Raw genomic sequence first — 24,303 nt, forward strand, 5'->3', positions numbered from 1 at the left:
TATTAATTAGTTTCTTCTTCTGGTGCTGGTTCTTCGTATGGCTTCGCTTTCTTTCCAAATAATGAGAAATGTACGTAACGCTTCGGATTCAATCTAAGATCTTCTAAAAGCAATTCTAACTCCATAGAAGCATCTGTTAAATTGGTATACAACTCTTCATCATTAAGTAACTTCCCTACTGAACCATCTCCAGACTCAATCTTCGTCATGATATTATTCAACTTCGCCATACTACTTTGAAGGTCACCAATAGCAGCTCCTACATCTGCTTTTGCTAAAGAATCGCTTACATTAGAGAGATTAGTAGTTAGATTATCCATATTAGAAATAGAACGATTCAGCTTGTCTTTATTTTCAGTAAGTAACACATTTAGAGAACCAGAAGCTTCACTAAAATTTGCTATTACTTCATCTAAATTTTTAATACTATTCTTAATACTGGCTCTACTATCTTCATCCAAAATATCGTCTACACCAACCATTACAGAATCTGCATTTTTTAACACAGCATCTAAACTTTTCTGTAGTGGGGATAACTTCTGAGTAACCAATTCTGTAATTCCAGGTTGAATATTACTCCTTAAAGTATCTCCGTCTTTAGATTGCTCGCTACTATCATACACAGGAACTACACGAAGACTTTTACCTCCAATAATTCCAGTATCAAATATTTCAGCTATACTATTTTTAGAAAATTGGAAATCGTTGTTTACAGAAAAAGTAATCACCAAATCCCCTTTGCTATTTTTAAAATCAATATCATTCACACTTCCTACAGGCAAACCATTTATAGTTACCGTAGTTCCAGAAGCTAGCCCGTCTACATTTTTGTAAACAGCATGGTAAGTACGGGTAGAATTAAATAACTTATTCCCTTTTAAAAATGAAAAGCCTAAGATAAACAAGACAATTCCCCCTATTACTATAATTCCAGTTTTTAATTCTTTAGTTAATTTCAAAAGCTTTTATTTTTTAACTGTAAACAACAAAATTAGAAATAATTTATTAAGATTGGTTCTAATTTTACATTGAATTAATTACTGACTTCACTTTTACTTTCTCGCCATTTTTAAAAGCTACAACAAAACTACTTTTATAACCCTTCTTTATTGCTTGTTGCTGCAATACCTTCACTTGGTCATAAGTAGTAACTTCACCATAATAATAACGATAAATATTGCCTTCCTTTTCTTTACTGATAGGTGATAAACCTTTAAAATTGTATGCTTTTGTCTGAATGGATTTAGATCCGGCAGCTATTTGCACCCTAAAAGTAACTCCTTCCATACTATTATTTGAAGTAGCTGTTGCTACAGAACTAGAACCAGATGGCGGTAAATGGTCTTTCACTTCAAAAGAAAAATCATCTCCTACATTTTCATCTACAGCTCGTTTATAATTAAGAATTGCATCTGCAATAGAAGTAGCCATATCCGACTTCCCTTTTCCTGAATTTAAATAAGAACCTTCAGGTTTGTAGGTTAAAAAGCCAGTTTCTATTAAAACACTTGGCATAAATGTTTGATGCAATACAATAAACCCTGCTTGCTTTACTCCTCTATTTACACGTTTTAATTTTCCTGTGAAATTATCTTGAATCGATTTTGCCAACAATATACTCTGATCTAAAAACTCTTCTTGCATAATTGTAAGTCCAATAAAAGACTCTGGAGAGTTGATATCATAACCTGCATAATTAACCTCATAATCGTCCTCCAAATAAATTACGGAGTTCTCCTTTTTTGCTACGTCAAAATTCCTTTCGTTGACATGAAGTCCAAGAACAAAAGTTTCTGTACCGTGAGCGCTAGAATTATGAGAATTACAATGTACAGAAACAAAAAGATCAGCTTTAGCTTCGTTCGCAATTTTTCCACGTACATATAAATCTACAAAACTATCATCTTTACGTGTGTAAACGACTTTAATATTTGGATTGCGACTTAAGATTTCTCCAACCTGAAGTACAATTTTCAAAGCAATCTCTTTCTCTTTGAATCCGTTACCTAAATTCCCAGGATCATGCCCCCCATGTCCAGCATCTAAAACGACAATAAATTTACCATCATTCGGAGGAATAATATCCGAAGAATATATAGACTGCGACAAGCTTAAGCTTATCAATAAAAAAATCGTACTAAAAAAACTATTCATAAAATAATAACGGTTTATAGCTGTTATTTATTTGATTAAAATTTGTTAATGTATAACAAACAGACAAAAAAATATGCGTATGTTTGGCAGGGCAAAAACCGCGCCACTCTTTATACAAAAATAGGATTAAAAGCTTTGCAAGCAAAGAAACATAACATACTTTTAGCGCTATTCACTCTGTTTATCAGTGGTGTCTTTTATGCGCAAGAAAGACCTCAGGTTCAAGCACTCGATATTCAGTTCCAAGAAGAGCCAAAAGACACTGTAAACATTAGTGCTGACGAAGTATTGATGAATACTGCTGTAATAGATACTACAGCAAGGGATACTATTGCTAAAGACACTACAAAACAAGGTTTTCTTCAAGGAAAAATAAAATACAAGGCTAAAGATTACATGAAAATGAGTCGGGTGGAGAAGAAAATCTACCTGTATAATGAGGCAGAAATCTATTACCAAGATTACGAATTGAAGTCAGGAATAATAGTTATTGACTATACAACCAACGAAGTTTATGCAGGTCGAATTAAAGATTCTACAGGAGAATTATCACAACCTCCATACTTTAAACAAGGAAACAGTGTTATAGAACCCGATTCTATTCGGTTTAATTTCGACACCAAGAAAGCTCTTATTTTCAATTCTAGAACGGAGCAATCTGTTGGAGAATCCATGAATGTTTTTGCGGAGATTGTAAAAAAAGAAAATGACTCTGTATATTTTTTAAAAGAAGGGAAAATAACTACTTCGGAAGATGTAGACAATCCTGATTATTATATACGAGTTCGTAAAGGTAAATTTGTGCCTAATAAAAAGATTATAGCTGGGTTTAGTAATATGTATATTGCAGATGTACCAACACCAATAGCGGTACCTTTTGCATATTTCCCAATGTCTCAAGAAAGACGAAATTCTGGGATTATAATGCCTACTCCTGGGCAAACCAATTCTAGAGGATACTCCTTACAGAATGGAGGTTACTATTTTGCTATTAGTGACTATTTTGATCTTGCTGTTCTTGGGGATTATTACACCAACGGAAGTTATGGATTGCGAACAGAGACAAACTATGCTAAAAGGTATAGGTACCGTGGGTCTGTAAGGCTGAGGTATGAAAATAATATAACCAGCCAGCGTGGTTTCCCAGATTATAGCAGGGGAACTATTTACAATATTCAATGGAATCATAGTCAAGATGCAAAAGCAAGTCCAAATTCAAGACTTTCTGCTTCTGTTAACTTTGGTAGTAGCCAGTATTACCAAGATTCTTTTAACCAATTGAATACACCGAATTTCTTGAATAACACCTTGCAGTCGTCCATTTCATATAACAAAACTTTTCCATCCTACCCGATGGTGAATTTAAATGCCACTACTTCCATTCAGCAAAATACGAATGACCAATCGGTAAACATGACGCTTCCTAGTTTACAAGCAAGCATGGAACGTATTTATCCGTTTGCAAAAAAGGATGGTACTAAAAGAGGAATTATTCAAAATGTGAATTTTCAATATAATTTCAAGGCAGAAAATAGAATTAGTACAATAGATACGTTGCTTTTTAAAAGTGAAATGTTTGATGATGCGAAGTCTGCTTTTCAACACACCATTCCGATTAGTACAAACTTTAAAATCTTTAAATTCTTTAGTACTTCCGTAGGAGCAAATTATAATGAAGTTTGGCAATTAAAAACCATAAAGCGTAATGACTATGATGAATTACTAGAAGACGCTACCATAGATACGCTAAGTGGATTTGATCGTTTTGGAACATACAATTTAAATGCTAGTATAGGAACCACTCTTTATGGTACCTTTAATTTCGGTGAAGATAAAAAAATACAGGCTATTAGGCATACTATGAGGCCTTCTGTAAGTTATGGATACACACCTTCTTTTGAGCAGTATTACGATGAATATGTAGATGAAGATGGAGTTAAACAACTATACTCCCCTTTTGAAGACGGACTATATGGTACTCCAAGCTTAAGTAACTCGAATAACATTGGTCTTTCGCTAAGTAATGTTGTAGAAGCCAAAGTAAGAGATAAAGACACTACAGCCACAGAGCCTAAAAAAGTGATGTTGCTTAACAACTTAAACTTTAGCACAGGATATAACATTGTTGCCGATTCTCTTCCATGGAGCCCCGTTAGAGTTAGTGGAGGGACACAGTTCTTTCAAAATAAAATGAGTGTAAACTTCGGTGCTACTTTAGATCCTTACGCCATTGATAATAATGGAACGAGAATAGACCTTTTTAACTACGAAAATGGAGGAAGTTTATTTAGAATGACAAGCGCCAATATGAATGTTAGTTATTCTATTAATAGCAAGACTTTCTCTGGTGATGATGATAAAAAGAAGATGGACAATACAGAAAGTGGTGGTCGTGATGATGATTTATTTGGACGTGCTCAAGATTTTAGTGACGATCGTACTTTTGCTGACGAAGATAAAGAAGATAAAGAAGAAGTGCCTACAGAGGCTTATTCTGCAAAGCTCCCTTGGGATTTAAGGCTCGCATACTCCTTAACTTATTCCAATAGCAATAGGCAGAATGAAATTACCAACAATTCCCTGATGTTTTCAGGGAATATAGACCTTACCCCACAATGGAAAGTAGGAGTATCTTCTGGTTACGATTTTAAAAACAACGGATTTACCTACACACAATTAAGGTTTGCGAGAGATTTAAAGAGTTTCCGACTTAACTTTAACTGGGTACCATTTAGCTCTCGAGCATCATGGTTTTTCTTCATCGGAATCAAGTCTTCTATGTTGAGTGACCTTAAGTGGGAAAAGAGAAGTGAACCAGACAAAACATTATAATTTATAAAACATTTTTCAGATGAAAAAAATAATCAACACCGATAAAGCGCCAGCTCCATTAGGACCATACAACCAAGCTGTTTTAGCAAACGACACCCTTTTTATTTCTGGTCAGATTGCCATCAATCCAGAAACTAATGAATTAATTACAAGCGGTGTTGAAGACGAAGCGAAATTAGTTATGAAAAACTTAGAAGCTGTTCTTTCTGCTGCTGATATGACCTTTGAGAATGTAGTGAAAAGTTCTATTTTTTTAAACGACATGAACGATTTTGCTAAAATAAACGCTATCTACGGAGCTTATTTTGATGAAGCTACTGCTCCCGCTAGAGAAACAGTTGCTGTGAAAACACTACCAAAAAGTGTAAACGTAGAAATTTCTATGATTGCTGTTAAATAATAGTTACCCCAATAAACTTATTAGCGACTCCTCTATTCTATTTTAAAAGTAATTTCTTTTTTTAACTGAATCGTTTTCAGTAAAAAATAGATACACTTTCTATACCGTCAATTTTGTATTTATGAAGTCTTTACTAAAATTTAGTTTTAGAATAGTAGCGCTTATTATAATATGTGCATCTTGTAAATCTACCAAGGTAGCTACAAAACCAACTACCCCAAAGCCTCCTAAAGCTCCAATTGAAAAAAATGAAGATTGGAGTATCCCTAACGAAAACGGAGTCTACAAAAAATGGGACGCCAAAACTCCAATTAATATAGAGGAATTTAGAGCTGCTTGGATAGCAACAGTGGCAAATATAAACTGGCCAAGTAAACCAGGGCTTTCTACGGAAGTTCAGAAGGAAGAAGCTGTAAAGCTCTTGGATTTCTTAGAAACCCATAATTATAATGCTGCTATTTTTCAGGTGAGACCACAAGCAGATGCATTATATAGAAGTACGCTAGAGCCTTGGTCTCATTATTTAACTGGAAAGCAAGGAATAGCACCTTCTCCATATTATGACCCTTTAGAATTTTGGATTGAAGAGGCGCATAAAAGAGGTATTGAGCTCCATGTATGGCTTAATCCATACAGAGCGCACCATTCTAAAAATAATGAGATAAGTGACGTATCCATTGTAAAAAAGAATCCTGAACTCGTTGTAGAATTAGAAAACGGAATGTGGTGGATGGACCCTTCTTTGGAAGAAACTAAAGCCCACTCGCTAGCAGTAGTTAAAGATATTGTAAGGAGATACGATATCGACGGAGTACATTTTGATGATTACTTTTACCCATATGATTCTTATAACAATGGAAAAGATTTTCCAGATGATAAGAGTTGGCAACAATACTTAAAATCAGGCGGTAAACTTTCTAGAGGTGATTGGAGAAGAGATAATGTAAATAGTTTTGTAGAAATGGTCTACAAAGCGATAAAAACTGAAAAAAAAGATATCAAATTCGGAATTAGTCCGTTTGGAATATGGAGACCAGGATACCCTGCATCTGTTGTAGGTTTTGATGCCTATAATCAACTTTATGCTGATGCAAAATTATGGCTCAACAAAGGCTGGGTAGATTATATCGCTCCACAATTATATTGGAAAATAGATAAAGAGGGACAGCGTTTCCCTGATTTATTAAAATGGTGGGAAGGAGAAAACACACTTCATAGACACTTATGGCCTGGTTTAAAAATGGATCTTGATGGAGATGAACAGAATACCATAGAGATTGTAAATCAACTGAAATTAACACGAGAAATCCTTCCTGAAAGCAAGGGAGCTATCCATTGGAGCATCGGTCCTCTTTTAAAATACCAATCGCTAGCAGAAGGCATTAAACAACAATCTTATGCTAAAAAAGCATTAGTCCCTCCTAGCCCATGGTTAGATAATACACCACCACAAAGGCCAAATATAAATACAACTTTAAGAGCAGGACAAGTAAATATGGTATGGAATCATCCCAATAAAAAGGATATTTCTAAATATGTACTTTATTATAAATATGCTGAGAAAGGTTGGGATTACATTATTTTAAATGAAAGCAATACTTCATACAGACTCCCTGTAACAGATGCTAACAAGCATAAAATTGAAAAAGTTGGAATTACAGCGGTAGATCGCGTTGGAAATCAAAGTTTATTTTTCGAAGAGAATATTAAATAATATTCATGCTTATATACTTTGAGACTATATGAAATAACGCTTGGCGTTGGATCATTTACAAAACAAAAAGGCTGCTTAGAAGATTCTAAGCAGCCTTTTATTATATATTTTTTATACTATTCAAAAAGAACAGATTTATGATATTCTACTAATCCATCAATGGGTCTTCTTAAAACCTTACCAATAGACAATCCATTTTTAGAAAGCGCTTGTTTTAATTCATCTTGTAGATAATAAGCAATACTTCCAATAAAATGAACAGGAACATCTTTTGCTTGTTCAAATTGGGTAATAGAGTTATCTATAAATAACTGCATTCCCTTTCTGATTAAAGCTTGAGAATATTCTTCATCCTTGTTTTGGATCAAAAACTTAGCAAACGTTGCCAAATAGGTATTTGGATTCGGTTGCTTATACAAATGATTTTTTATACTATCTTCTTCTAGATCGTATTCACTTGCAAATTTCTCGGCTAATTTTTTTGGTATTTTATGGTAGTAAAAATCTCTTAGAAGTTGTCTTCCAAAATAATTACCACTACAATCGTCCATTAAAATATATCCTAGTGAGGTTACTTTCTGGAACAATTCTTTACCATCCCAATAGCTACAATTAGAACCAGTTCCCAATATACATACAATTGCATGTTGATCTGGATCTACAGTAGCGTAAATAGCAGCATATGTATCTTCTTTTACTGAAATTTTAGCTTCAGGAAAGTACTCTACAAAAATACCTTTTAAAAATTTTCGCATTCTTTCTGTACCACAACCAGCTCCATAAAAATATAGTTGTGTTACTTCTTTACGATGTTTATAGAGTTCAAAATTATTTGCTAGACGTTCGTCTATAATTTCCTTTGTTAATACTTCAGGACTTAACCCTAAGGTCTTTGTTACAAATAACTTGTTCCCTTCTTCATCTAATGCGATCCAATCAGATTTTGTTGCACCACTATCTACAATTAAAATCATACGTTAAAATTAAATTAATAGCTTCCTGAAAAACTATTAAGTCTGCTTTAGGTTTCTCGAAAATCAGTAAGAATAAGCCTTAATAATTGTAATTAAGGCTTATAACCTACCAAATAGTTAGCTCTTGAGTTAGTTTAATAAGCAGATCTTAATAAAATTGTAATCTTGTTTAGATTACTTTTCTTTAGATCCTATATAAATTTATAGTGCAGTAATATATTCTGCTAAATCTACCAATTTATTAGAGTATCCAGTTTCGTTGTCATACCAAGATATAACTTTGAAAAACTTAGAATTTAATTCAATTCCTGCATCAGCATCAAATACACTAGTACAAGTTTCCCCAATAAAATCTTGAGAAACTACTAATTCATCTGTATATCCTAAAATTCCTTTTAGTTCATTTTCAGAAGCAGACTTCATTACTTTTTTAATTTCTTCGTAAGAAGTTTCTTTTCCTAACTTCACAGTAAGATCCACAACAGAAACATCTGCAGTTGGTACTCTAAAAGCCATACCTGTTAGTTTCCCTTCCATAGCTGGAATTACTTTAGCAACAGCTTTTGCTGCTCCTGTAGAAGCTGGAATAATATTTAGCATAGCGCTACGCCCACCTCTGTAATCTTTTTTAGTCGGTCCATCTACTGTTAACTGCGTTGCAGTAGTAGCGTGAACTGTTGTCATCAATCCTTCTTCGATTCCGAAGTTATCATGTAATACTTTAGTAATAGGTGCTAAACAGTTTGTAGTACAAGAAGCGTTAGAAACGATTTTGTCTGAAGCTTTAGCATCTTTATGATTTACTCCCATTACAAACATTGGAGCATCTTTAGAAGGTGCAGAGATAACAACTTTCTTAGCTCCTGCATCTAAATGATATTGAGCAGTTTCTAAAGTCGTAAAAATACCTGTACACTCAGCAACGATATCTGCATCTACAGCGTCCCATTTTAAGTTTTTAGGATCTCTTTCTGAAGTAATTCTGATTGTTTTTCCGTCTACAACTAAGTTTCCGTCTTTTACCTCAATCTTTCCATCAAATCTACCGTGTACAGAATCATATTCTAATAAATATGCTAAATGCTCTACATCTAATAAATCGTTTATTCCTACAATCTCTACATTTGGTCTTTTTACAGTAGCTCTAAAAACTAACCTTCCAATACGTCCAAATCCGTTTATCCCAATCTTAACTGTTGACATGTTTACTCTTATTTTTAATTATTAATTATTATTTACCACTAAGTGGCTTTATTTCTCGTTTTTACCCCGAGAGGTGTGTTGATTAATTACTTTTTATGTTGACATTATTTCACAAACTCTCATCAGCTCAGTATCTATTGACGACTTCCCTTTGATTGCTTGTTCTATTGGTGTTAATACAATTTCATCCTTAATAAGTCCTACCATTAAGTTTGATTTACCTTCCATAAGCGATTCTACCGCACGAACTCCCATTCTACTGGCTAACACACGGTCAAAGCAAGAAGGTGATCCTCCACGCTGCATATGTCCTAATACTGAAACTCTAATGTCGTAATTTGGAAGGTTTTCTTCTACATATTCTGCTAGTTCGAAAACATTCTTCCCAGATTTATCTCCTTCAGCAACCACAACAATACTAGATGTTTTCCCACTATTTCTACTACGCTCTAAAGAATGTAATAAGCGATCTAATCCTAGATTTGCTTCAGGAATAAGAATTTCTTCTGCTCCTGCTCCTACTCCAGAATTTAAAGCTAATTGTCCGCAATCGCGCCCCATTACTTCAATAAAAAACAAACGATCGTGTGAACTCGCTGTATCTCTAATTCTATCAATAGCGTCTACAACTGTATTTAAAGCTGTATCGTAACCTAAAGTAAAGGTTGTACCATCGATATCATTATCTATAGTTCCAGGGATTCCAATAACAGGATACCCATATTCTTCATTAAAAATCATTCCTCCAGTGAAAGTACCGTCACCTCCAATTAAAACTAAGGCATCAATTTCATTAGCTATAAGCTGTTCATGTGCTTTAGCTCTTCCTTCTTTAGTTCTAAAATCTTTGGATCTTGCCGATTTAAGAATCGTACCTCCACGGTTAATTATATTTCTTACACTTCTTGCGTCTAATGCTTCTAAATCTCCTTCAATAAGTCCTTGGTATCCTCTGTAGATCCCAACACATTCTATATTATGGTATGCACAGGTTCTTACTACCGCACGAAGTGCAGCATTCATTCCTGGCGCATCGCCACCAGACGTCAAAACTCCTATTTTTTTGATGTTTGTAGACATTAATTAAATTATTTGAATCGTAAAACTACCAAAGAAATTTCAATTTTCTCATATTGTTTTAATTAAAAATACAATAATGAAAGTTTCAATCGTTTTCGTTGATAAATTCTTAACAATTCTGTTATTTTTTATGTGAGTTATTTTCCGATTTTCAAGAAAAAAACGCTTCAGAAAGATAAAATACTAAAAAATTATGATTGAAAATCAAGAAGTATGAATTGCTAAAATATAATTCTGAAGAATTACGAAAATCGTATTGATCTTCTTTAGACGAAATTTAAGGTGATTCCTTACTCTTTTTGGTTCTAAAATTAACTAAACCATTCCCCATAGAATCGTCTTTCTTTTCTTCCTTTTTTTCTGGGGCTTTTTTCTCTTCCTTTTTATCTTTATTACCAACAAATATTTTTTTCATGAGTTCTCTAAAAGTATCAAACTCTACTTGATATGAAATTCCCATTCCCTGAGTGTATCCTTGCTGTTGTGCAAAGAATTGCTGAATCTCATCTTCACGATTAAATATCCTCGCTGTTAAACTTCCTTCTTCATTTAAAAGAATTTGTATTTCTACATCTCCTGCAACAACTGTTTCTGTAACTCCACCAACTGGAACTCCAATTTTTCCGTTTATAAGTATCCTATCACTAATCTGTGTAGAAACGGTAACTCCCAAACGATCTTCTGTAACAAAATCTAATTCTGGGTTTCGCTCTCCAATATCATAAGAAACACCTACATCAAACTTACCATCACCAGAATTTAAAACTTGATTGAATAAACTCGAAGCTGTTTGTACTAAATTCCCCGTTACTGCTGTCTGATTAATACTTAATTCATTTAAAAACACTCCTTGCGACAATAAAGAGAAAGCTTGAAGCTCCCTTTTTGCATTATCATCTAATCGGTATTGTAACTCTGCATTTATAACAGCATTTGCAGAAGGGAAATTGATAGTATAATCTAAAGATGGCTGCATAAGTTGCCCCTGAAGCTCTATGATAACGTCCGTTTCGATTTTCCGTGTAAGCTGACTATTCTCTAACAATACGGCTGGATTTGCGTAGAGTGAATATTTAGCTGCAATATTCATATCTACATCGTCTAAAGGATCTCCTTCCCAGTTGATGGTTCCCCCTGGTTGTACAACGAAGCGCTTGTTTATAAAACCGCCATATTTAAACAAATATTCTCCTGTATAGGTTATAAAGTCACCATACATCCTAAACTTACCGTTGGTATTTATTTCTATTAATAAACTTCCCGCTCCAGTTCCTTTTAGGGTACTTCTTGTCTTTGGATCTATAATAATTTCAATTTCGGCTTCTGGAGTTACATCGAGATCAAATTGCATCTCTACTCCTTTTACCTCTGCTAATTTTTGCTGAAAAGCCTCTTCTTCAGTTTCTCCCTTATCGATAAAATTAATAATAGAAGTATCTCCAATTTCTGTAATATCACTTAACGGAATTACAAAAGTTGTCCCTCTCTCCGTTTTAGCATTCACATCGATATTTATGATCTTATTGGTGAGTCCATAAATCTGAGCATCTCCACTTATAAATCCTGTTCCGTAATATAAAGACTCCTCTTCGCCTCTTGTATTAAGCACCAAGAACCGCTCGCCATTGGTGTCTAAATTTAAATCTAAATACCAATCTCTAAAATAATCGTATGTTATAGATCCATTTAGCGTAGCTTCAGTATTGTATTGGGTGTCTGTAATACCAACATTATCGAATTTAAAGGAACGCCCCTCTAAACTAACATCGGCAATCTTTTCGAAATCGAGGTCTACATTAAGATACGGAATCTTTAAACCTCCATCGGTAATTTGCAACCCACCGTCCATATCTGGATTATCGATAGGACCTGCCATTTTAAAATCTCCAGAAGCAAGTCCTCGCATATTAGAAATAACATCTCCCCCTAAAGGACTTAAAACACTTAGATTTAAATTCTCCAAATGCCCCCTTAAATCTAATTCTGTTTGCTCTTCAGTAGAAATAATATCTCCGAGAATATTCAAAGATTCTCTATCTTGATTTACAATTTTAGCATTTACACCAAACTTGGTTAAGTTATCATTCCCAAGAATAGAAAGGAAAAGATTTCCTAACTTATAATCATTCACTTCGAAGTTTGAAATTTTCACATTCGAAGAAGGCGTATAATTACTATTTCGCTGTAAGATATTAAGATAACCATCAACTGTTCCATCTAATTTTAGGCTATCTATATCTGGAATGATTTTATCTAAAGTAACCTTATCAAACTCAAGATCGATATCTTTATAAGTACTATCAATTATAGTACCTTCTAAACTGATTTGCTCCTCTTTGTAATTCATTACCACCTGACTAATATTCACGGTGTCTAACGTCTTACTAAAGCTTACTTTATTATCGGTATCATTGTTTTCATTAATAATCCAATCGCGTCCTTTAAAACCGAGTTGCGAACGTTTTAATCCGATAACAGATTCTTGCTTATTATTAAATGTATGATAGAAATTAAGATTGTAAACATCATTAAACTCCTTCCCTCCTTTAAATTCAGTTCTAAAAAATAGGGTGTCGTTAATCTTAGTATTTATCAGTGAGAAATCATTAACATCATAGATATTAGAATCGATATTTTTAACTTCTACATAGGTATTGTAAAGTGGATTTTTATTATCGATTTGAATTTCGATATTATCAAAAATATTTCCATTCGCATTAATTTTAGGTGAATTAAAACTCAATTTAAAATCCCCTTCATCAGCAACAATGCTTCCCTTTATAAGAGTATTACTACCAAATTCTATCTTCGGAAAAAAGACCTCTACAATTTTATTATAAATCTTAAAGTTAAAGTCTACATATTGCCCTGGAGCTACTTCCTCTGGTTTATAATTTGTATAGATGCTACCAATAGAATTCTTAATAAGATTCCCGAGTTCTCTAACTCGATATTTACCTTTTAAAGACCCTGTAATAATATCCGGAGAATTAACTGTAATAATTCGCTCTACACCTTTAAATTCTGAAGTGACTGTAAAATCATCAAAATAATAACTGTCATTCTGGTTTACATAGTTAGTCTTATTGAAGCTAATCTCCCCAGCAAGATCATAGAGTGTATTTCCAGCCATATCTGCTACAATATTCCCTTTAAATACGGAAATACTATCCCTGCTAACAAAATTCAATCTATTTAGGTCTATATTATTTACGGAAGCCACAAATTTAAACTCATTGGTCTCTCCAGAAAGATCTGCAAGCCCTTTAAAAGCTATATCAAAGTTCTTATCTTTTGAAGTTACGGACCCATCAAATAATTGGTCTTTAAGAATTCCTGAAACCTTTACATTACTATATTTATATCCATTATAATCAACGCTATATATCTCTCCTATAATTTCTGTATTGAGTACTTCCTGCTTAAATCCAAGTCCATCTACATTAACGTCTAAATTTGTTAATCCAAGAGACTTATCTTCAAGAAAAATTCCCATATCAAAATCCTGTAATGAAAGAAATCCATCATAAGAAGCATTATCGATATTATCAATATTAGTAAGCGTTAAGTCGGAATACCCTTTCCCAATATCTGAAATCAAATTCACTTTAGCATATACAGATTGCTCCGTAATTGTCATATTTCCAAATATAGAAAGCTGCCCTAATCTACTAAATGAAGAAGGCAAGGTTTTTCCTAGAATTCCAGGCAATAAATTGGTTAACTGATAATAATTAGAAGATACATTATTAACCTTTGCTTCGATGCTAAAAGGTTTTGCTTTTTCAAATAAATTATTAAAAACAAAATCTCCATCTATAATGGTATTCTCAGAAGTCATATCGAGATTATTCATTGAGAGTTTGTTTAAAACTCCTTCAAAATCTGATGACAATCTAACTTCTCTTCCTTTACCAAATTCATTGAAATAAAGATTTATCTCATCCAATGCTACGGTAGACTCTTTAAAGTTACCTTTTAGATTCACTTTATTTAAAAAGTCTTTAAAATCTTCAACCTCATAATTAAAAACGATATCCCCTTGAATAAATGATTCTGGAGTTTCTAAGGAAAATTCATCCAGTCTCATTTCCGTTTTAGAATACGAAAAGTTTGTTTTTAATTGATTTACAACAACTCCCTTTTTAGAGGTAAAATCCAATTGATTTATACCCACAGTAACTTTAGGGCCTAAAATCTGAAAATCATCAGCTTCAATATGAAGATCTTCTAATCCTAGAATAAGAGGTGTCTCTTTATTTTCATCCACCAAACGGAATTCACTTTTCTTTACGGAAATATGAGAAGAAGTCATTAAAAAAGGATTCTCAGGGTCTCCCTCTCCTTTATCTAATTTATCAACAAAAACATTTAAATTCGTATTATCTTCTCCTTTATGAATTTTAAGATTCAGCAATAACTCATCTGCTTTTATATCTCCAAATTCTAAATCTCCTTTTACTATATTTTGTAAACTTAAAATGGAAGTATTTAATTTATTTATATAAACTAAAGTGTCTTGTTTATAATCTTCAACATAAACCCCTTTTATATTTACATCTCCAAAAAAAGGCATAAACTGCACTCCATCTATAAAAATGTGTGTATTAAATGTTTCATTTAAATAGTTTGTAGCTCTTTTTGCAATAGAAGTTTGCACAAATGGTAGGGACAGAAAAATACTTGCCAACACCAATATTAAGATGACAACAAGGAGTATTCTAAATAATATTTTTCTTAGTTTTCTGATAGATTTTAATGTTTTACCTTTGCCACTTAATTCCAGTTCAAATATAGCATGAATACTCAAGATGTTTACATACTAGCTATAGAATCTTCTTGCGATGACACTTCTGCAGCTGTTCTTCACAACGATAAAGTGCTTAGCAATGTTGTGGCTAGCCAAAAAATTCACGAAGAATATGGTGGCGTAGTTCCAGAACTTGCTTCTAGAGCGCATCAACAAAATATTGTCCCTGTAGTGCATCAAGCTTTGAGCAAGGCAAATATCGATAAAAAACAGTTAGCCGCAATAGCTTTTACACGCGGACCTGGATTAATGGGTTCACTACTCGTTGGAACGTCTTTTGCCAAGTCGTTATCTCAAGGATTAAATATCCCCCTAATTGAAGTAAACCACATGCAAGCGCATCTTTTGGCTCATTTTATAAAAGAAAAAGATACCCCTATTCCTACTTTTCCATTTTTAGGAATGACAATTAGTGGCGGACATACACAGATTGTAAAAGTTAACGATTACTTCGATATGGAAGTTATTGGAGAAACGATTGATGATGCCGTTGGAGAAGCCTTTGATAAATCTGCCAAAATTTTAGGACTCCCTTATCCTGGCGGTCCTCTTATCGATAAATATGCTCAAGAAGGAAACCCTAAGGCATTTCCGTTTCCTAAGCCAAAAGTAGGCGAATTAAACTTTAGCTTTAGTGGTTTTAAAACAGCTGTTCTCTATTTTATTCAGAAAGAAGTAAAGGAAAATCCTAATTTCATTGAAGAAAATCTGAAAGACATCTGTGCTTCTATTCAATATACAATTATTAATATTTTGATTGATAAATTAAAGAAAGCTACGAAGCAAACTGGAATCAAACAAATTGCTATCGGCGGAGGAGTTTCTGCAAATTCAGGAATCCGAAAAGCACTAAAAGATGGTGAGCAACGCTTTGGATGGGAAACATTTGTTCCTAAATTTGAATACACTACAGATAATGCAGCTATGATTGGAATTGTAGGGTATTATAAATATTTAAATGAAGATTTTACTAACGAAAAAATTACAGCAAAAGCACGTTTTTCATTATAAACAAATAGCAGATTCAGTTTTATCTTTACAAACCTTTTAACACACACCCATGCAACTTTTTTACGCACCAGAAATAGAGAGCAACACCGAGCAATTTACTTTCGATAAAGAGGAAAGTAGACATATTAGTAAAGTGCTTCGTAAAAAAGAAGGTGATACACTTTATATTACTAACGGTAAAGGATGGCTTTTTAATGCTGAAATTATTAATGCTGATATAAAAAATTGTGTTGTTACCATTAAAAGTAGTGAGCTAAAACGTAAAAAGAATTATTATCTGCACATGGCTGTAGCTCCTACAAAAATGAACGACCGTTTTGAATGGTTTTTAGAAAAAGCTACAGAAATAGGAATCGATGAGATTACTCCCATTATCTGCGATCACTCTGAGCGTAAAACCATAAAACCAGAACGCTATGAAAAAATATTGCAGGCTGCCATGAAGCAATCTTTAAATTGCTATCTCCCAATATTGAATGAAGCCATTTCTTATAATGATTTTATGGATGGTGATTTTAATGGACAATTATTTATTGCCCATTGTGAAGATCAAGAGAAATCTGATCTTAAGAGAAAAGTAATGGCAGACAATCAGGTTTTAATCCTTATTGGTCCAGAAGGCGATTTCTCGATTAATGAAATAGAAACCGCCAAAAATAAAGGTTTTACTCCTGTTAGTTTGAGCGACAACCGACTAAGAACAGAAACGGCAGCTATTGTTGCTTGCCATATTGTTTCTTTAATGAATGGTTAATTACTCACAATCCCAAGTGAAATTGGCTACCTTATAATTTAAGGTAGGTTTATAATTATAATGCCACCACTCTGAAGTAATCGCTCCAAAACCGAAAGACTCCATTGTAGTTTTTAATAATTTCCTATTATCCAACACCTCTTTTGGCAAATCGGTATAAGCGTGTCTTGCTTTTCTTCCGAAGAAATCAAAAGGAGTTCCCATATCCAACTCTTCCCCTGCTAAGGTCTCTAATGTAATATCTACAGCACCTCCTTTATTATGTATCGATCCTTTAGCAGGATTAGCAACATAAGTAGCATTTGGCACTATTTTCCACATTTTCTTTTGCACATCATGCGGACGGTAGCAATCAAAAAACTTGATTCGATATCCCTTTTCAACAAAAGCGGCATTAGCTTTTAGCAATCCTCGTGCTGTAACCGCTCGAACATAACATTCACCGCAATCATATACTTGTGCCTTCAAAAAATTATCTTCGGTAGCATATTTCATTTCATAAGCAAAATCATCGCTATAGTCTGCCAATCTAACAAAAGTAGTATCTGGAATTGAAGCTAAAGGAACTACTTGCTTCTTTTCTTCCTCTGCAGGAACTACAGAATCGACAACCTCTTCCAAAGGTTTTTCAATTTCTTGTGTTATCTCTTCTTGTTTTTTCTCTGCTTTGGGAGTTTCCTTACAAGAGAAACATACTATTATAATTAGAACAATTGATAATCTTTTCATCTATTTATTTTTTATAGGTACTATTTTATATCTAGGTGAATTTCTAGACACATAATAACATATTAATGCATTAAAAATATGTTTTTGTAAAGGTATAAAAAGTGTCTCTATTAAAGTTTTCCTAAAGTTAAAAACCTACACAATAGAAAATAATATTTAAAAACAAACAGATAACTAGTTGCAAATAAACACACAATAATTGCTAGAAACCCGACACTAAAAAAAATGAGCATATAGTCTACTTAATATTTAAGTTTTTCTTAGAAAACACTTATAAATCGGTTAACAATTTTGCTTTAATAAGCCTCCTACATTTGAAAAACAAACCAATAGTAATAAATAATTAAAACTATTCAATCATGAAAAAACACATTTTAGTAATAGCAACTTTATTAGTAGGAACAGTAGCAAGTGCACAATCTTGGTCAGATGAATTCCAATTAGGAGCTCGTGGAGGTGTAAACTTTTCTAGCGTTACTGGAGACGATATTGACAGTCCAGATAACAGAACTAGTTTCTATGCAGGTTTGGTTGCTGAGGCGCCAATTAGCGAACGAGTTTCCATTCAACCTGAGGTATTCTATTCCGGACAAGGGTTCGATGTAGATGACCAAGATACCGAGTTTCAAGTAGACTACATACAAGTTCCCCTTCTTGCTAAAATCTATCTAGCTGAAGGTTTTAACTTACATGCAGGTCCGCAAGTAGGTTTTAAAGTAAATGAAGAATTAGATTTTGAACCTACAGAAGATGCTGGAGATTTTGATACCGATGAGATAAATGATATTGATTTCCAATTAACAGGAGGTGCAGAATATAAGTTTGAAAATGGATTCTTCCTTCAAGCTAGATATTCATATGGTTTATCTGAAGTTGTAGAAGATACAGATATTCATAATTCTGTATTTTCAGCTGGATTAGGATTTATGTTCTAATAATTAGTATAAAGAACTAGCTTAAGTGTTAGTTTAAACGTAAGCCCATTTTACGGGGTTCCCCTTTAAACTTACGTTGTATCCGCATTTTCCAAATGGAAAGTGCGGATATTTTTATTTAAACCCCTCAAAATTATACATCTATAAATTTTTATCACCCAAAATCTATGATTCTATAAAAATAGAGCTAAGAAACTCAATTACGTAATATACGTATATAAAATTAAGTATTTTTACTTATATTTGATTTAAAATTACGTAGTCATGAAGAAAGTCATAGTTATCGGAAATGGAATGGTTGGTTATAAGTTCTGTGAAAAGCTTATAAACAAAGCCAATAGAAATGATTTTGAAATCGAAGTCTTCGGAGAAGAACCTAGGCCAGCTTACGATAGAGTTCATCTAAGCGAGTACTTTGGTGAAAAGTCTGCAGAGGAGCTATTAATGGCTCCAACAGTATGGTATTCAAAAAATAAAATCACTCTACATACTTCTTCACTAATCTCGAATATCGATACTCAGAAAAAAGAGATTACTACGTATAAAAAGGAAATATACAATTACGACTACTTAGTTATAGCAACAGGTTCCTCCCCCTTCATTCCCCCTATTAAAGGGTCAGAAAAATCTGGAGTATTTGTATATCGTACTTTAGAAGATTTAGACGCGATGAAAAGTTATGCTTCTAAAATTAAAAAAGAAGGCAAAACACATGCAGCCGTACTTGGAGGTGGACTTTTAGGATTAGAGGCAGCAAATGCAGCTAAAGAATTAGGAATGAAAACTCACGTAATAGAGTTCGCTCCGAGATTAATGCCAAGACAATTAGATCTGCCTGCAAGTAACCTATTAAAAAGCAAAATAGAACAAATGGATATTAAAGTCCATTTAGAAAAAGCTACTTCAGAGATTGTCGGTGAAGATTCAATTGAGGCTATGCAGTTTAATGATAACTCTTCCTTAAAAGTTGATATGTTAATTATATCTGCGGGGATCCGCCCTAGAGATGAGCTTGCTAGAGATGCAGGGATAAAAGTTGGTGAACGTGGAGGTATCTGGGTAAATAATAAGATGCAAACATCGGCAGAAGATGTATATGCTATTGGAGAAGTAGCGCTTTATAACGAAGGTATTTATGGTTTAGTTGCTCCAGGTTACGAAATGGCAAACGTTGCTGTGGAACAAATTACTGGAGGAGACACTAAAATGGTTTCTTCCATAGATATGTCTACACAACTTAAACTTATAGGAACAGAAGTTGCTAGTTTTGGAGATCCCTTCATAGAAAATGATGATGTATCTGTTATTTCTTTTGAAAACAAACACAAAGGTATTTACAAGAGAATTAATGTTACTAAAGACGGAACAAAACTCTTAGGAGGAATTCTAGTGGGAGATTCTTCTGATTATAATACTCTATTTCAATTATACATCAATGAAATGAAACTCCCAGAAAATCCTGAAGATCTAATTTTAGGCGCTCGAGGTGGTGAAAGCTCCTCGGTAGGAAGTGTAATGGATTTCCCAGATACTGCTCAAATATGTTCTTGTGAAAGTGTTACAAAGGGAAGCATTTGCGGAATGATAAAAGACGAAACTTGTTGCTCTCTTTCTGATGTAGTTAAGGCTACTAAAGCAACTAGCGGTTGTGGAGGTTGTAAACCGATGGTCGTAGATTTAGTAAATGAAACTTTAAAATCTCTCGGAAAAGAAGTTAAAGAAACATTATGCGAACACTTTAATTATAACCGACAAGAATTGTACGATCTTATTAAAGTAAATAATGTACAAACATATGACGAAGCCTTAGATCTCTTTGGAAAAGGAGACGGATGTGAAACTTGTAAACCTGCTTTGGCTTCATTATTTGCTAGCATCTATATGGAAACAGCAAATAAGCAAGTTACCATTCAGGATTCAAACGATAAGTTTTTAGCAAACATCCAACGTAATGGTACTTATTCTATTGTTCCTAGAGTTGCTGGAGGAGAAATTTCACCTGAAAAATTAATGGTTTTAGGAAAAGTAGCGCAGAAATATGATCTATACACTAAAATTACTGGAGGACAGAGAATTGATCTTTTTGGAGCTGAGTTACATGAGTTACCTCTTATTTGGAAAGAATTAATAGACGCTGGTTTTGAAAGTGGTCACGCTTATGGTAAATCATTAAGAACGGTAAAAAGTTGTGTTGGATCAACGTGGTGTCGCTACGGAATGCATGAAAGTGTCTCTTTTGCAATTGAGATTGAAAACAGATATCGTGGGTTACGCTCACCTCATAAATTAAAAGGCGGTGTTTCTGGATGCATCAGAGAATGTGCAGAAGCAAGAGGAAAAGACTTTGGACTAATTGCCGTTGATGGTGGATGGAACTTATACGTATGTGGTAACGGAGGCGCTACGCCCAAACACGCTATCTTATTGGCGGAACAATTGGATGACGAAACCTGTGTTAAATATTTAGATAGATTTTTAATGTATTACATCCGAACTGCAGCTCCCCTTACCCGTACAGCTCCTTGGTTAGATAAACTAGACGGAGGAATAGAATACCTTAAAAAAGTAATTATTGAAGATTCTTTAGGAATAGCTGAAGATTTAGAAAAAGAAATGCAAGGTCTTGTAAATAAATATGAGTGCGAATGGAAACAAGCTATTGAAGATCCAGAAATGATGAAACGCTTTAAGCACTTTGTAAATACAGACGAAAGAGATAGCAACATAGAATATGTAGCACTTAGAGATCAAAAAATGCCTAAAGCATGGGTATAATATGTTTACAGTAATCAGTTTATCAGTTGGCAGATCGTTAGTTGTGAAAATAATGTCAACTGAGAACTGAGGAATTTCAGAAAAAACAATACTAACTTCGCAATATTTAAATTATGGAACAACTACTTCAACAATATCAATCGGTTACACAAAACAAAGTTATGCATTGGTTTAAAGCTGGAAATATAAACGACTTCCCTAAAGATGGCGGCGCATGTGTAAAGTATAAATCTAAGCAGATTGCTGTGTATCATTTTGCGAGAAAGTCTGCTTGGTATGCTTGTCAGAATCTATGTCCTCATAAAATGGAAATGGTACTTTCTCGTGGTATGGTTGGTGATCTAAGCGGAATTCCAAAAGTAGCGTGTCCGCTTCACAAAAAAACATTTTCCTTAGAAAATGGAGAGAATTTAAATGGAGAGGACTACAAAATTGCTACTTATCCTGTTAAAATTGAAAATGAAAATGTGTATATTGGCTTCACAGATTAATAAACACAAATATGAGCCAACCAAATTTTAAAGAAGCAATTGAAAAAATAGATCGTGCAAACGCTCAAGATCCAAATACTGAAACTTACCAAGGGAAAGCATATCCAAAAGAATTATTGTATTCCCAACGTATGACGGAGACATTGCTTTCTTTTGAACCTACGGCTACTGAAGAATTGCAAATCGCAGCAAGAGCACAACATATAGAAAGATGGAGAATAGAGCGTAACTCCTACCCTATGGACCGCGTTGGCTATTTAAAATGGAGAGAAGAGCTTAAAAAAATGCATGCTGATGTAACTTCAGAAATTTTAAAAGAAGTTGGTTATGACAATGAATTCTCTGAGCGAGTATCTTTTTTAATTAGAAAAAAAATGTTGAAAAAAGATGAAGGAACACAAACGCTAGAAGATGTTATATGTTTAGTCTTTTTACAGTATTATTTTGAAGATTTTTCAGATAAACATTCCGATGAAAAACTTATCGATATACTTCAGAAAACATGGGGGAAAATGTCTAACAAAGGACATAAAGCAGCTTTAAAATTACCCCTAAGTGACAACAGTTTATCGCTTATTAAACGAGCATTAGCTTAAAAAATTATGAGCACAAAGGTCAACTCGTTAGACCAAAATACTTTCAACAAGCTTAGACAACTATACATTATAGCTTTAAGCGCTATTGCGCTATCCGTAATTATAAGTCAGTTATTAGTACGTAAGTTCTTAAGCGACCAACAAGACGATGCTAAAATTATAAATATTGCTGGTAGACAGCGAATGTTGAGTCAGAAACTAACCAAAGAAATATTATTACTTTCTAATAAAGAAGGTTCTTTAGATAAAAAAGACGCCTTAATTGAGATTAAAAAAACACTTCTCCTTTGGGAGTCTTCACATCAATCACTTCAAAATGGTAATGACAGTTTACACATTGAAGGTGATAATTCTGAGGCTATAAAAGAGATGTTTGATGAGTTGCAACCTTCCTTTAGTAAAATTCAAGCTTCAGTAAATAATATTCTTCACGAGGCAAATACAGATGCAACTACCTTTAAAGATGATTATCAGCAAGAAATAAAAGTTCTATTAATTCAGGAGCAAGAATTTCTAGCTATTATGGATCGCATTGTGAATCAATACGACAAAGAAGCTACTCATAAAGTAGAAAAACTTCAGAAGTTAGAATCTATTTTACTTGTGGTAACGCTTGCTATTTTATTAGCTGAATTTTTATTTATTTTCTGGCCAGCAGCAAAACGCACCAAACAGACGATTAAAAATCTATTAGTTTCTGAAGAAAAGGCTAAAGAAATGGCTTATAATGCTGATGTTTTAAGCCAAGCAAAAGAGAAATCTGTTAATCAGTTAAAAGCCTTAAGCTTGGTTATGGAACAAACATTATTGTTTGCCCGTATTACTCCCGATGGTTATTTGGTACATTTAGGAAGTAAGTTTTCTAGCAAGTTTAATCATAGAAGTTTCAGCACAACAACAAAGTTTTCAGAAGTTATTTCTACGGATGAAAAAGAACAAGAACAGATAGAAAACATAATCAGTAATAATCAAAATACAGGCTGGCAAGGAGAAATTAAAGGAACACTTACCAATGATGAAGCTATTTGGTTAGAAATGTCTGTTATCCCTTATCATCCAGGAGATCAAAAGGAAGAATTACTACTCATTTGTTTTGAGATTACCGAGCGAAAAAAAGCACAACTGCAGATAGAGCGACTAAATAAAGAGCGCTTTGAAGCTAAAATTGATCAGCAGAAAACATTGTCAGCAAAAATCATAGAAAACCAAGAGCAAGAACAAAATAGAATTGCCAAAGATATTCATGATGGAATAGGACAAATGTTAACCGGTTTAAAATTTAATATTGAAAGTATTGATGTTAAAAACACAGCTAAAGCAGCCGAAAAAATTGAACATTTAAAAGAGCTGACTTCAAACATAATCAAAGGTGTTAGAACAGCTACATTTAACTTAACACCTCCAGAATTAACCGATCATGGAGTTGTTCCTGCGCTTTCTAAACTTACTCAAGAACTAGCAAAATTTACAGGTAAGAATATTGTACTGTTTAATAAAACTGAATTTAGTGATCGCTTAGATTCTCTTGCTGAAATTAATATTTACAGAATTACCCAAGAAGCAGTAAATAACGCCATTAAATATGCTGATTCTACACATATTATTATCACTGTTTCCCATAGCAAGGAGCTCCTCAGTGTCACTATTGACGATAACGGAAAAGGCTTCGACACCAATAAATTAAAACCAAGAGAAAATGGTGAAGGAGGAATGGGACTCACTTTTATGAAAGAACGAATAAATTACATTAACGGTCGTTTATTTATGAATTCTTCCCCTGGAAAAGGCACGAGAGTTACCATCAATGTTCCTATTTAGAAAATTTTCATCTCCCAAAGTAAATAG

The 24,303-nt window shown here is 33.6% G+C and carries 17 protein-coding genes; 10 read left to right on the forward strand and 7 right to left on the reverse strand.

The window, feature by feature from the left end:
• Window positions 1-2: 2 nt before the first annotated feature.
• Window positions 3-959 (reverse strand): MlaD family protein, encoded by a 957-nt coding sequence (locus ACN0TY_RS12245; RefSeq protein ID WP_417444733.1) that lies wholly within the window; start codon window positions 957-959, stop codon window positions 3-5.
• A 64-nt stretch (window positions 960-1,023) separates the two neighbouring features.
• Window positions 1,024-2,154 carry an N-acetylmuramoyl-L-alanine amidase gene (locus ACN0TY_RS12250; RefSeq protein WP_417444734.1) on the reverse strand — a complete coding sequence of 377 codons (1,131 nt, stop codon included), beginning with the start codon at window positions 2,152-2,154 and terminating at the stop codon, window positions 1,024-1,026.
• Between the two features lie 48 nt (window positions 2,155-2,202).
• Between ACN0TY_RS12250 and ACN0TY_RS12255 the strand changes: the two genes are divergently transcribed.
• The 3 genes from ACN0TY_RS12255 (at window position 2,203) to ACN0TY_RS12265 (ending at window position 7,100) form a co-directional block, all read left to right on the forward strand.
• The gene (locus ACN0TY_RS12255; RefSeq protein WP_417444735.1) at window positions 2,203-4,986 is read left to right on the forward strand and encodes a putative LPS assembly protein LptD; all 2,784 of its coding nucleotides are present in this window, start codon (window positions 2,203-2,205) and stop codon (window positions 4,984-4,986) included.
• Between the two features lie 19 nt (window positions 4,987-5,005).
• Window positions 5,006-5,386, forward strand: coding sequence for a Rid family detoxifying hydrolase (locus tag ACN0TY_RS12260; RefSeq protein WP_236959281.1), 381 nt, complete (start codon window positions 5,006-5,008; stop codon window positions 5,384-5,386).
• A gap of 121 nt (window positions 5,387-5,507) precedes the next feature.
• Window positions 5,508-7,100 (forward strand): glycoside hydrolase family 10 protein, encoded by a 1,593-nt coding sequence (locus ACN0TY_RS12265; RefSeq protein ID WP_417444736.1) that lies wholly within the window; start codon window positions 5,508-5,510, stop codon window positions 7,098-7,100.
• A gap of 116 nt (window positions 7,101-7,216) precedes the next feature.
• Here ACN0TY_RS12265 and ACN0TY_RS12270 read toward each other — a convergent pair whose 3' ends face one another.
• The 4 genes from ACN0TY_RS12270 to ACN0TY_RS12285 all read right to left on the reverse strand — a co-directional run bounded on the left by ACN0TY_RS12270 (window position 7,217) and on the right by ACN0TY_RS12285 (window position 15,050).
• The gene (locus tag ACN0TY_RS12270; RefSeq protein WP_417444737.1) at window positions 7,217-8,074 is read right to left on the reverse strand and encodes an N-acetylglucosamine kinase; all 858 of its coding nucleotides are present in this window, start codon (window positions 8,072-8,074) and stop codon (window positions 7,217-7,219) included.
• Window positions 8,075-8,275: 201 nt separating this feature from the next.
• The gene (gap, locus tag ACN0TY_RS12275) at window positions 8,276-9,277 is read right to left on the reverse strand and encodes a type I glyceraldehyde-3-phosphate dehydrogenase (protein ID WP_417444738.1); all 1,002 of its coding nucleotides are present in this window, start codon (window positions 9,275-9,277) and stop codon (window positions 8,276-8,278) included.
• A gap of 93 nt (window positions 9,278-9,370) precedes the next feature.
• Window positions 9,371-10,357, reverse strand: coding sequence for a 6-phosphofructokinase (gene pfkA, locus ACN0TY_RS12280; RefSeq protein ID WP_417444739.1), 987 nt, complete (start codon window positions 10,355-10,357; stop codon window positions 9,371-9,373).
• Window positions 10,358-10,634: 277 nt separating this feature from the next.
• A complete protein-coding gene (locus tag ACN0TY_RS12285; protein WP_417444842.1) occupies window positions 10,635-15,050 on the reverse strand; it encodes a translocation/assembly module TamB domain-containing protein in 4,416 nt (1,471 codons plus the stop codon).
• A 105-nt stretch (window positions 15,051-15,155) separates the two neighbouring features.
• Here ACN0TY_RS12285 and tsaD point away from each other — a divergent pair, with 105 nt between their 5' ends.
• Window positions 15,156-16,178, forward strand: coding sequence for a tRNA (adenosine(37)-N6)-threonylcarbamoyltransferase complex transferase subunit TsaD (gene tsaD, locus ACN0TY_RS12290; RefSeq protein WP_236959272.1), 1,023 nt, complete (start codon window positions 15,156-15,158; stop codon window positions 16,176-16,178).
• Between the two features lie 49 nt (window positions 16,179-16,227).
• On the forward strand, window positions 16,228-16,932 hold the full coding sequence (locus ACN0TY_RS12295) for a 16S rRNA (uracil(1498)-N(3))-methyltransferase (protein WP_236959271.1): 705 nt from the start codon (window positions 16,228-16,230) through the stop codon (window positions 16,930-16,932).
• On the opposite strand, the gene ACN0TY_RS12300 is transcribed toward ACN0TY_RS12295, so the two are convergent.
• Window positions 16,933-17,661 (reverse strand): M15 family metallopeptidase, encoded by a 729-nt coding sequence (locus tag ACN0TY_RS12300; RefSeq protein ID WP_417444740.1) that lies wholly within the window; start codon window positions 17,659-17,661, stop codon window positions 16,933-16,935. It abuts the gene before it with no gap.
• Between the two features lie 359 nt (window positions 17,662-18,020).
• Here ACN0TY_RS12300 and ACN0TY_RS12305 point away from each other — a divergent pair, with 359 nt between their 5' ends.
• The 5 genes from ACN0TY_RS12305 to ACN0TY_RS12325 all read left to right on the forward strand — a co-directional run bounded on the left by ACN0TY_RS12305 (window position 18,021) and on the right by ACN0TY_RS12325 (window position 24,276).
• Complete coding sequence (locus tag ACN0TY_RS12305) at window positions 18,021-18,596, forward strand: porin family protein (protein ID WP_417444741.1); 576 nt, start codon at window positions 18,021-18,023, stop codon at window positions 18,594-18,596.
• Window positions 18,597-18,860: 264 nt separating this feature from the next.
• Window positions 18,861-21,371, forward strand: a complete 2,511-nt coding sequence (gene nirB / locus ACN0TY_RS12310) for a nitrite reductase large subunit NirB (protein ID WP_417444742.1) — start codon at window positions 18,861-18,863, stop codon at window positions 21,369-21,371.
• Window positions 21,372-21,484: 113 nt separating this feature from the next.
• Window positions 21,485-21,862, forward strand: a complete 378-nt coding sequence (gene nirD / locus ACN0TY_RS12315) for a nitrite reductase small subunit NirD (protein WP_236959267.1) — start codon at window positions 21,485-21,487, stop codon at window positions 21,860-21,862.
• Window positions 21,863-21,873: 11 nt separating this feature from the next.
• On the forward strand, window positions 21,874-22,458 hold the full coding sequence (locus ACN0TY_RS12320; RefSeq protein WP_417444743.1) for a DUF4202 domain-containing protein: 585 nt from the start codon (window positions 21,874-21,876) through the stop codon (window positions 22,456-22,458).
• 6 nt (window positions 22,459-22,464) lie between these two features.
• A complete protein-coding gene (locus ACN0TY_RS12325; RefSeq protein WP_417444744.1) occupies window positions 22,465-24,276 on the forward strand; it encodes a type IV pili methyl-accepting chemotaxis transducer N-terminal domain-containing protein in 1,812 nt (603 codons plus the stop codon).
• Window positions 24,277-24,303 lie beyond the last annotated feature (27 nt).

Source organism: Joostella sp., from assembly GCF_048266025.1.
Lineage (GTDB): Bacteria > Bacteroidota > Bacteroidia > Flavobacteriales > Flavobacteriaceae > Galbibacter > Galbibacter atrarenae.

What these genes read in the sequence shown, in the direction of transcription:
- ACN0TY_RS12250 (WP_417444734.1), bottom strand. Translation starts at nt 2,154, where the DNA reads ATGAATAGTTTTTTTAGTACGATTTTTTTATTGATAAGCTTAAGCTTG.
- ACN0TY_RS12255 (WP_417444735.1), top strand. Translation starts at nt 2,203, where the DNA reads ATGTATAACAAACAGACAAAAAAATATGCGTATGTTTGGCAGGGCAAA.
- ACN0TY_RS12260 (WP_236959281.1), top strand. Translation starts at nt 5,006, where the DNA reads ATGAAAAAAATAATCAACACCGATAAAGCGCCAGCTCCATTAGGACCA.
- ACN0TY_RS12265 (WP_417444736.1), top strand. Translation starts at nt 5,508, where the DNA reads ATGAAGTCTTTACTAAAATTTAGTTTTAGAATAGTAGCGCTTATTATA.
- ACN0TY_RS12270 (WP_417444737.1), bottom strand. Translation starts at nt 8,074, where the DNA reads ATGATTTTAATTGTAGATAGTGGTGCAACAAAATCTGATTGGATCGCA.
- gap (WP_417444738.1), bottom strand. Translation starts at nt 9,277, where the DNA reads ATGTCAACAGTTAAGATTGGGATAAACGGATTTGGACGTATTGGAAGG.
- pfkA (WP_417444739.1), bottom strand. Translation starts at nt 10,357, where the DNA reads ATGTCTACAAACATCAAAAAAATAGGAGTTTTGACGTCTGGTGGCGAT.
- tsaD (WP_236959272.1), top strand. Translation starts at nt 15,156, where the DNA reads ATGAATACTCAAGATGTTTACATACTAGCTATAGAATCTTCTTGCGAT.
- ACN0TY_RS12295 (WP_236959271.1), top strand. Translation starts at nt 16,228, where the DNA reads ATGCAACTTTTTTACGCACCAGAAATAGAGAGCAACACCGAGCAATTT.
- ACN0TY_RS12300 (WP_417444740.1), bottom strand. Translation starts at nt 17,661, where the DNA reads ATGAAAAGATTATCAATTGTTCTAATTATAATAGTATGTTTCTCTTGT.
- ACN0TY_RS12305 (WP_417444741.1), top strand. Translation starts at nt 18,021, where the DNA reads ATGAAAAAACACATTTTAGTAATAGCAACTTTATTAGTAGGAACAGTA.
- nirB (WP_417444742.1), top strand. Translation starts at nt 18,861, where the DNA reads ATGAAGAAAGTCATAGTTATCGGAAATGGAATGGTTGGTTATAAGTTC.
- nirD (WP_236959267.1), top strand. Translation starts at nt 21,485, where the DNA reads ATGGAACAACTACTTCAACAATATCAATCGGTTACACAAAACAAAGTT.
- ACN0TY_RS12320 (WP_417444743.1), top strand. Translation starts at nt 21,874, where the DNA reads ATGAGCCAACCAAATTTTAAAGAAGCAATTGAAAAAATAGATCGTGCA.
- ACN0TY_RS12325 (WP_417444744.1), top strand. Translation starts at nt 22,465, where the DNA reads ATGAGCACAAAGGTCAACTCGTTAGACCAAAATACTTTCAACAAGCTT.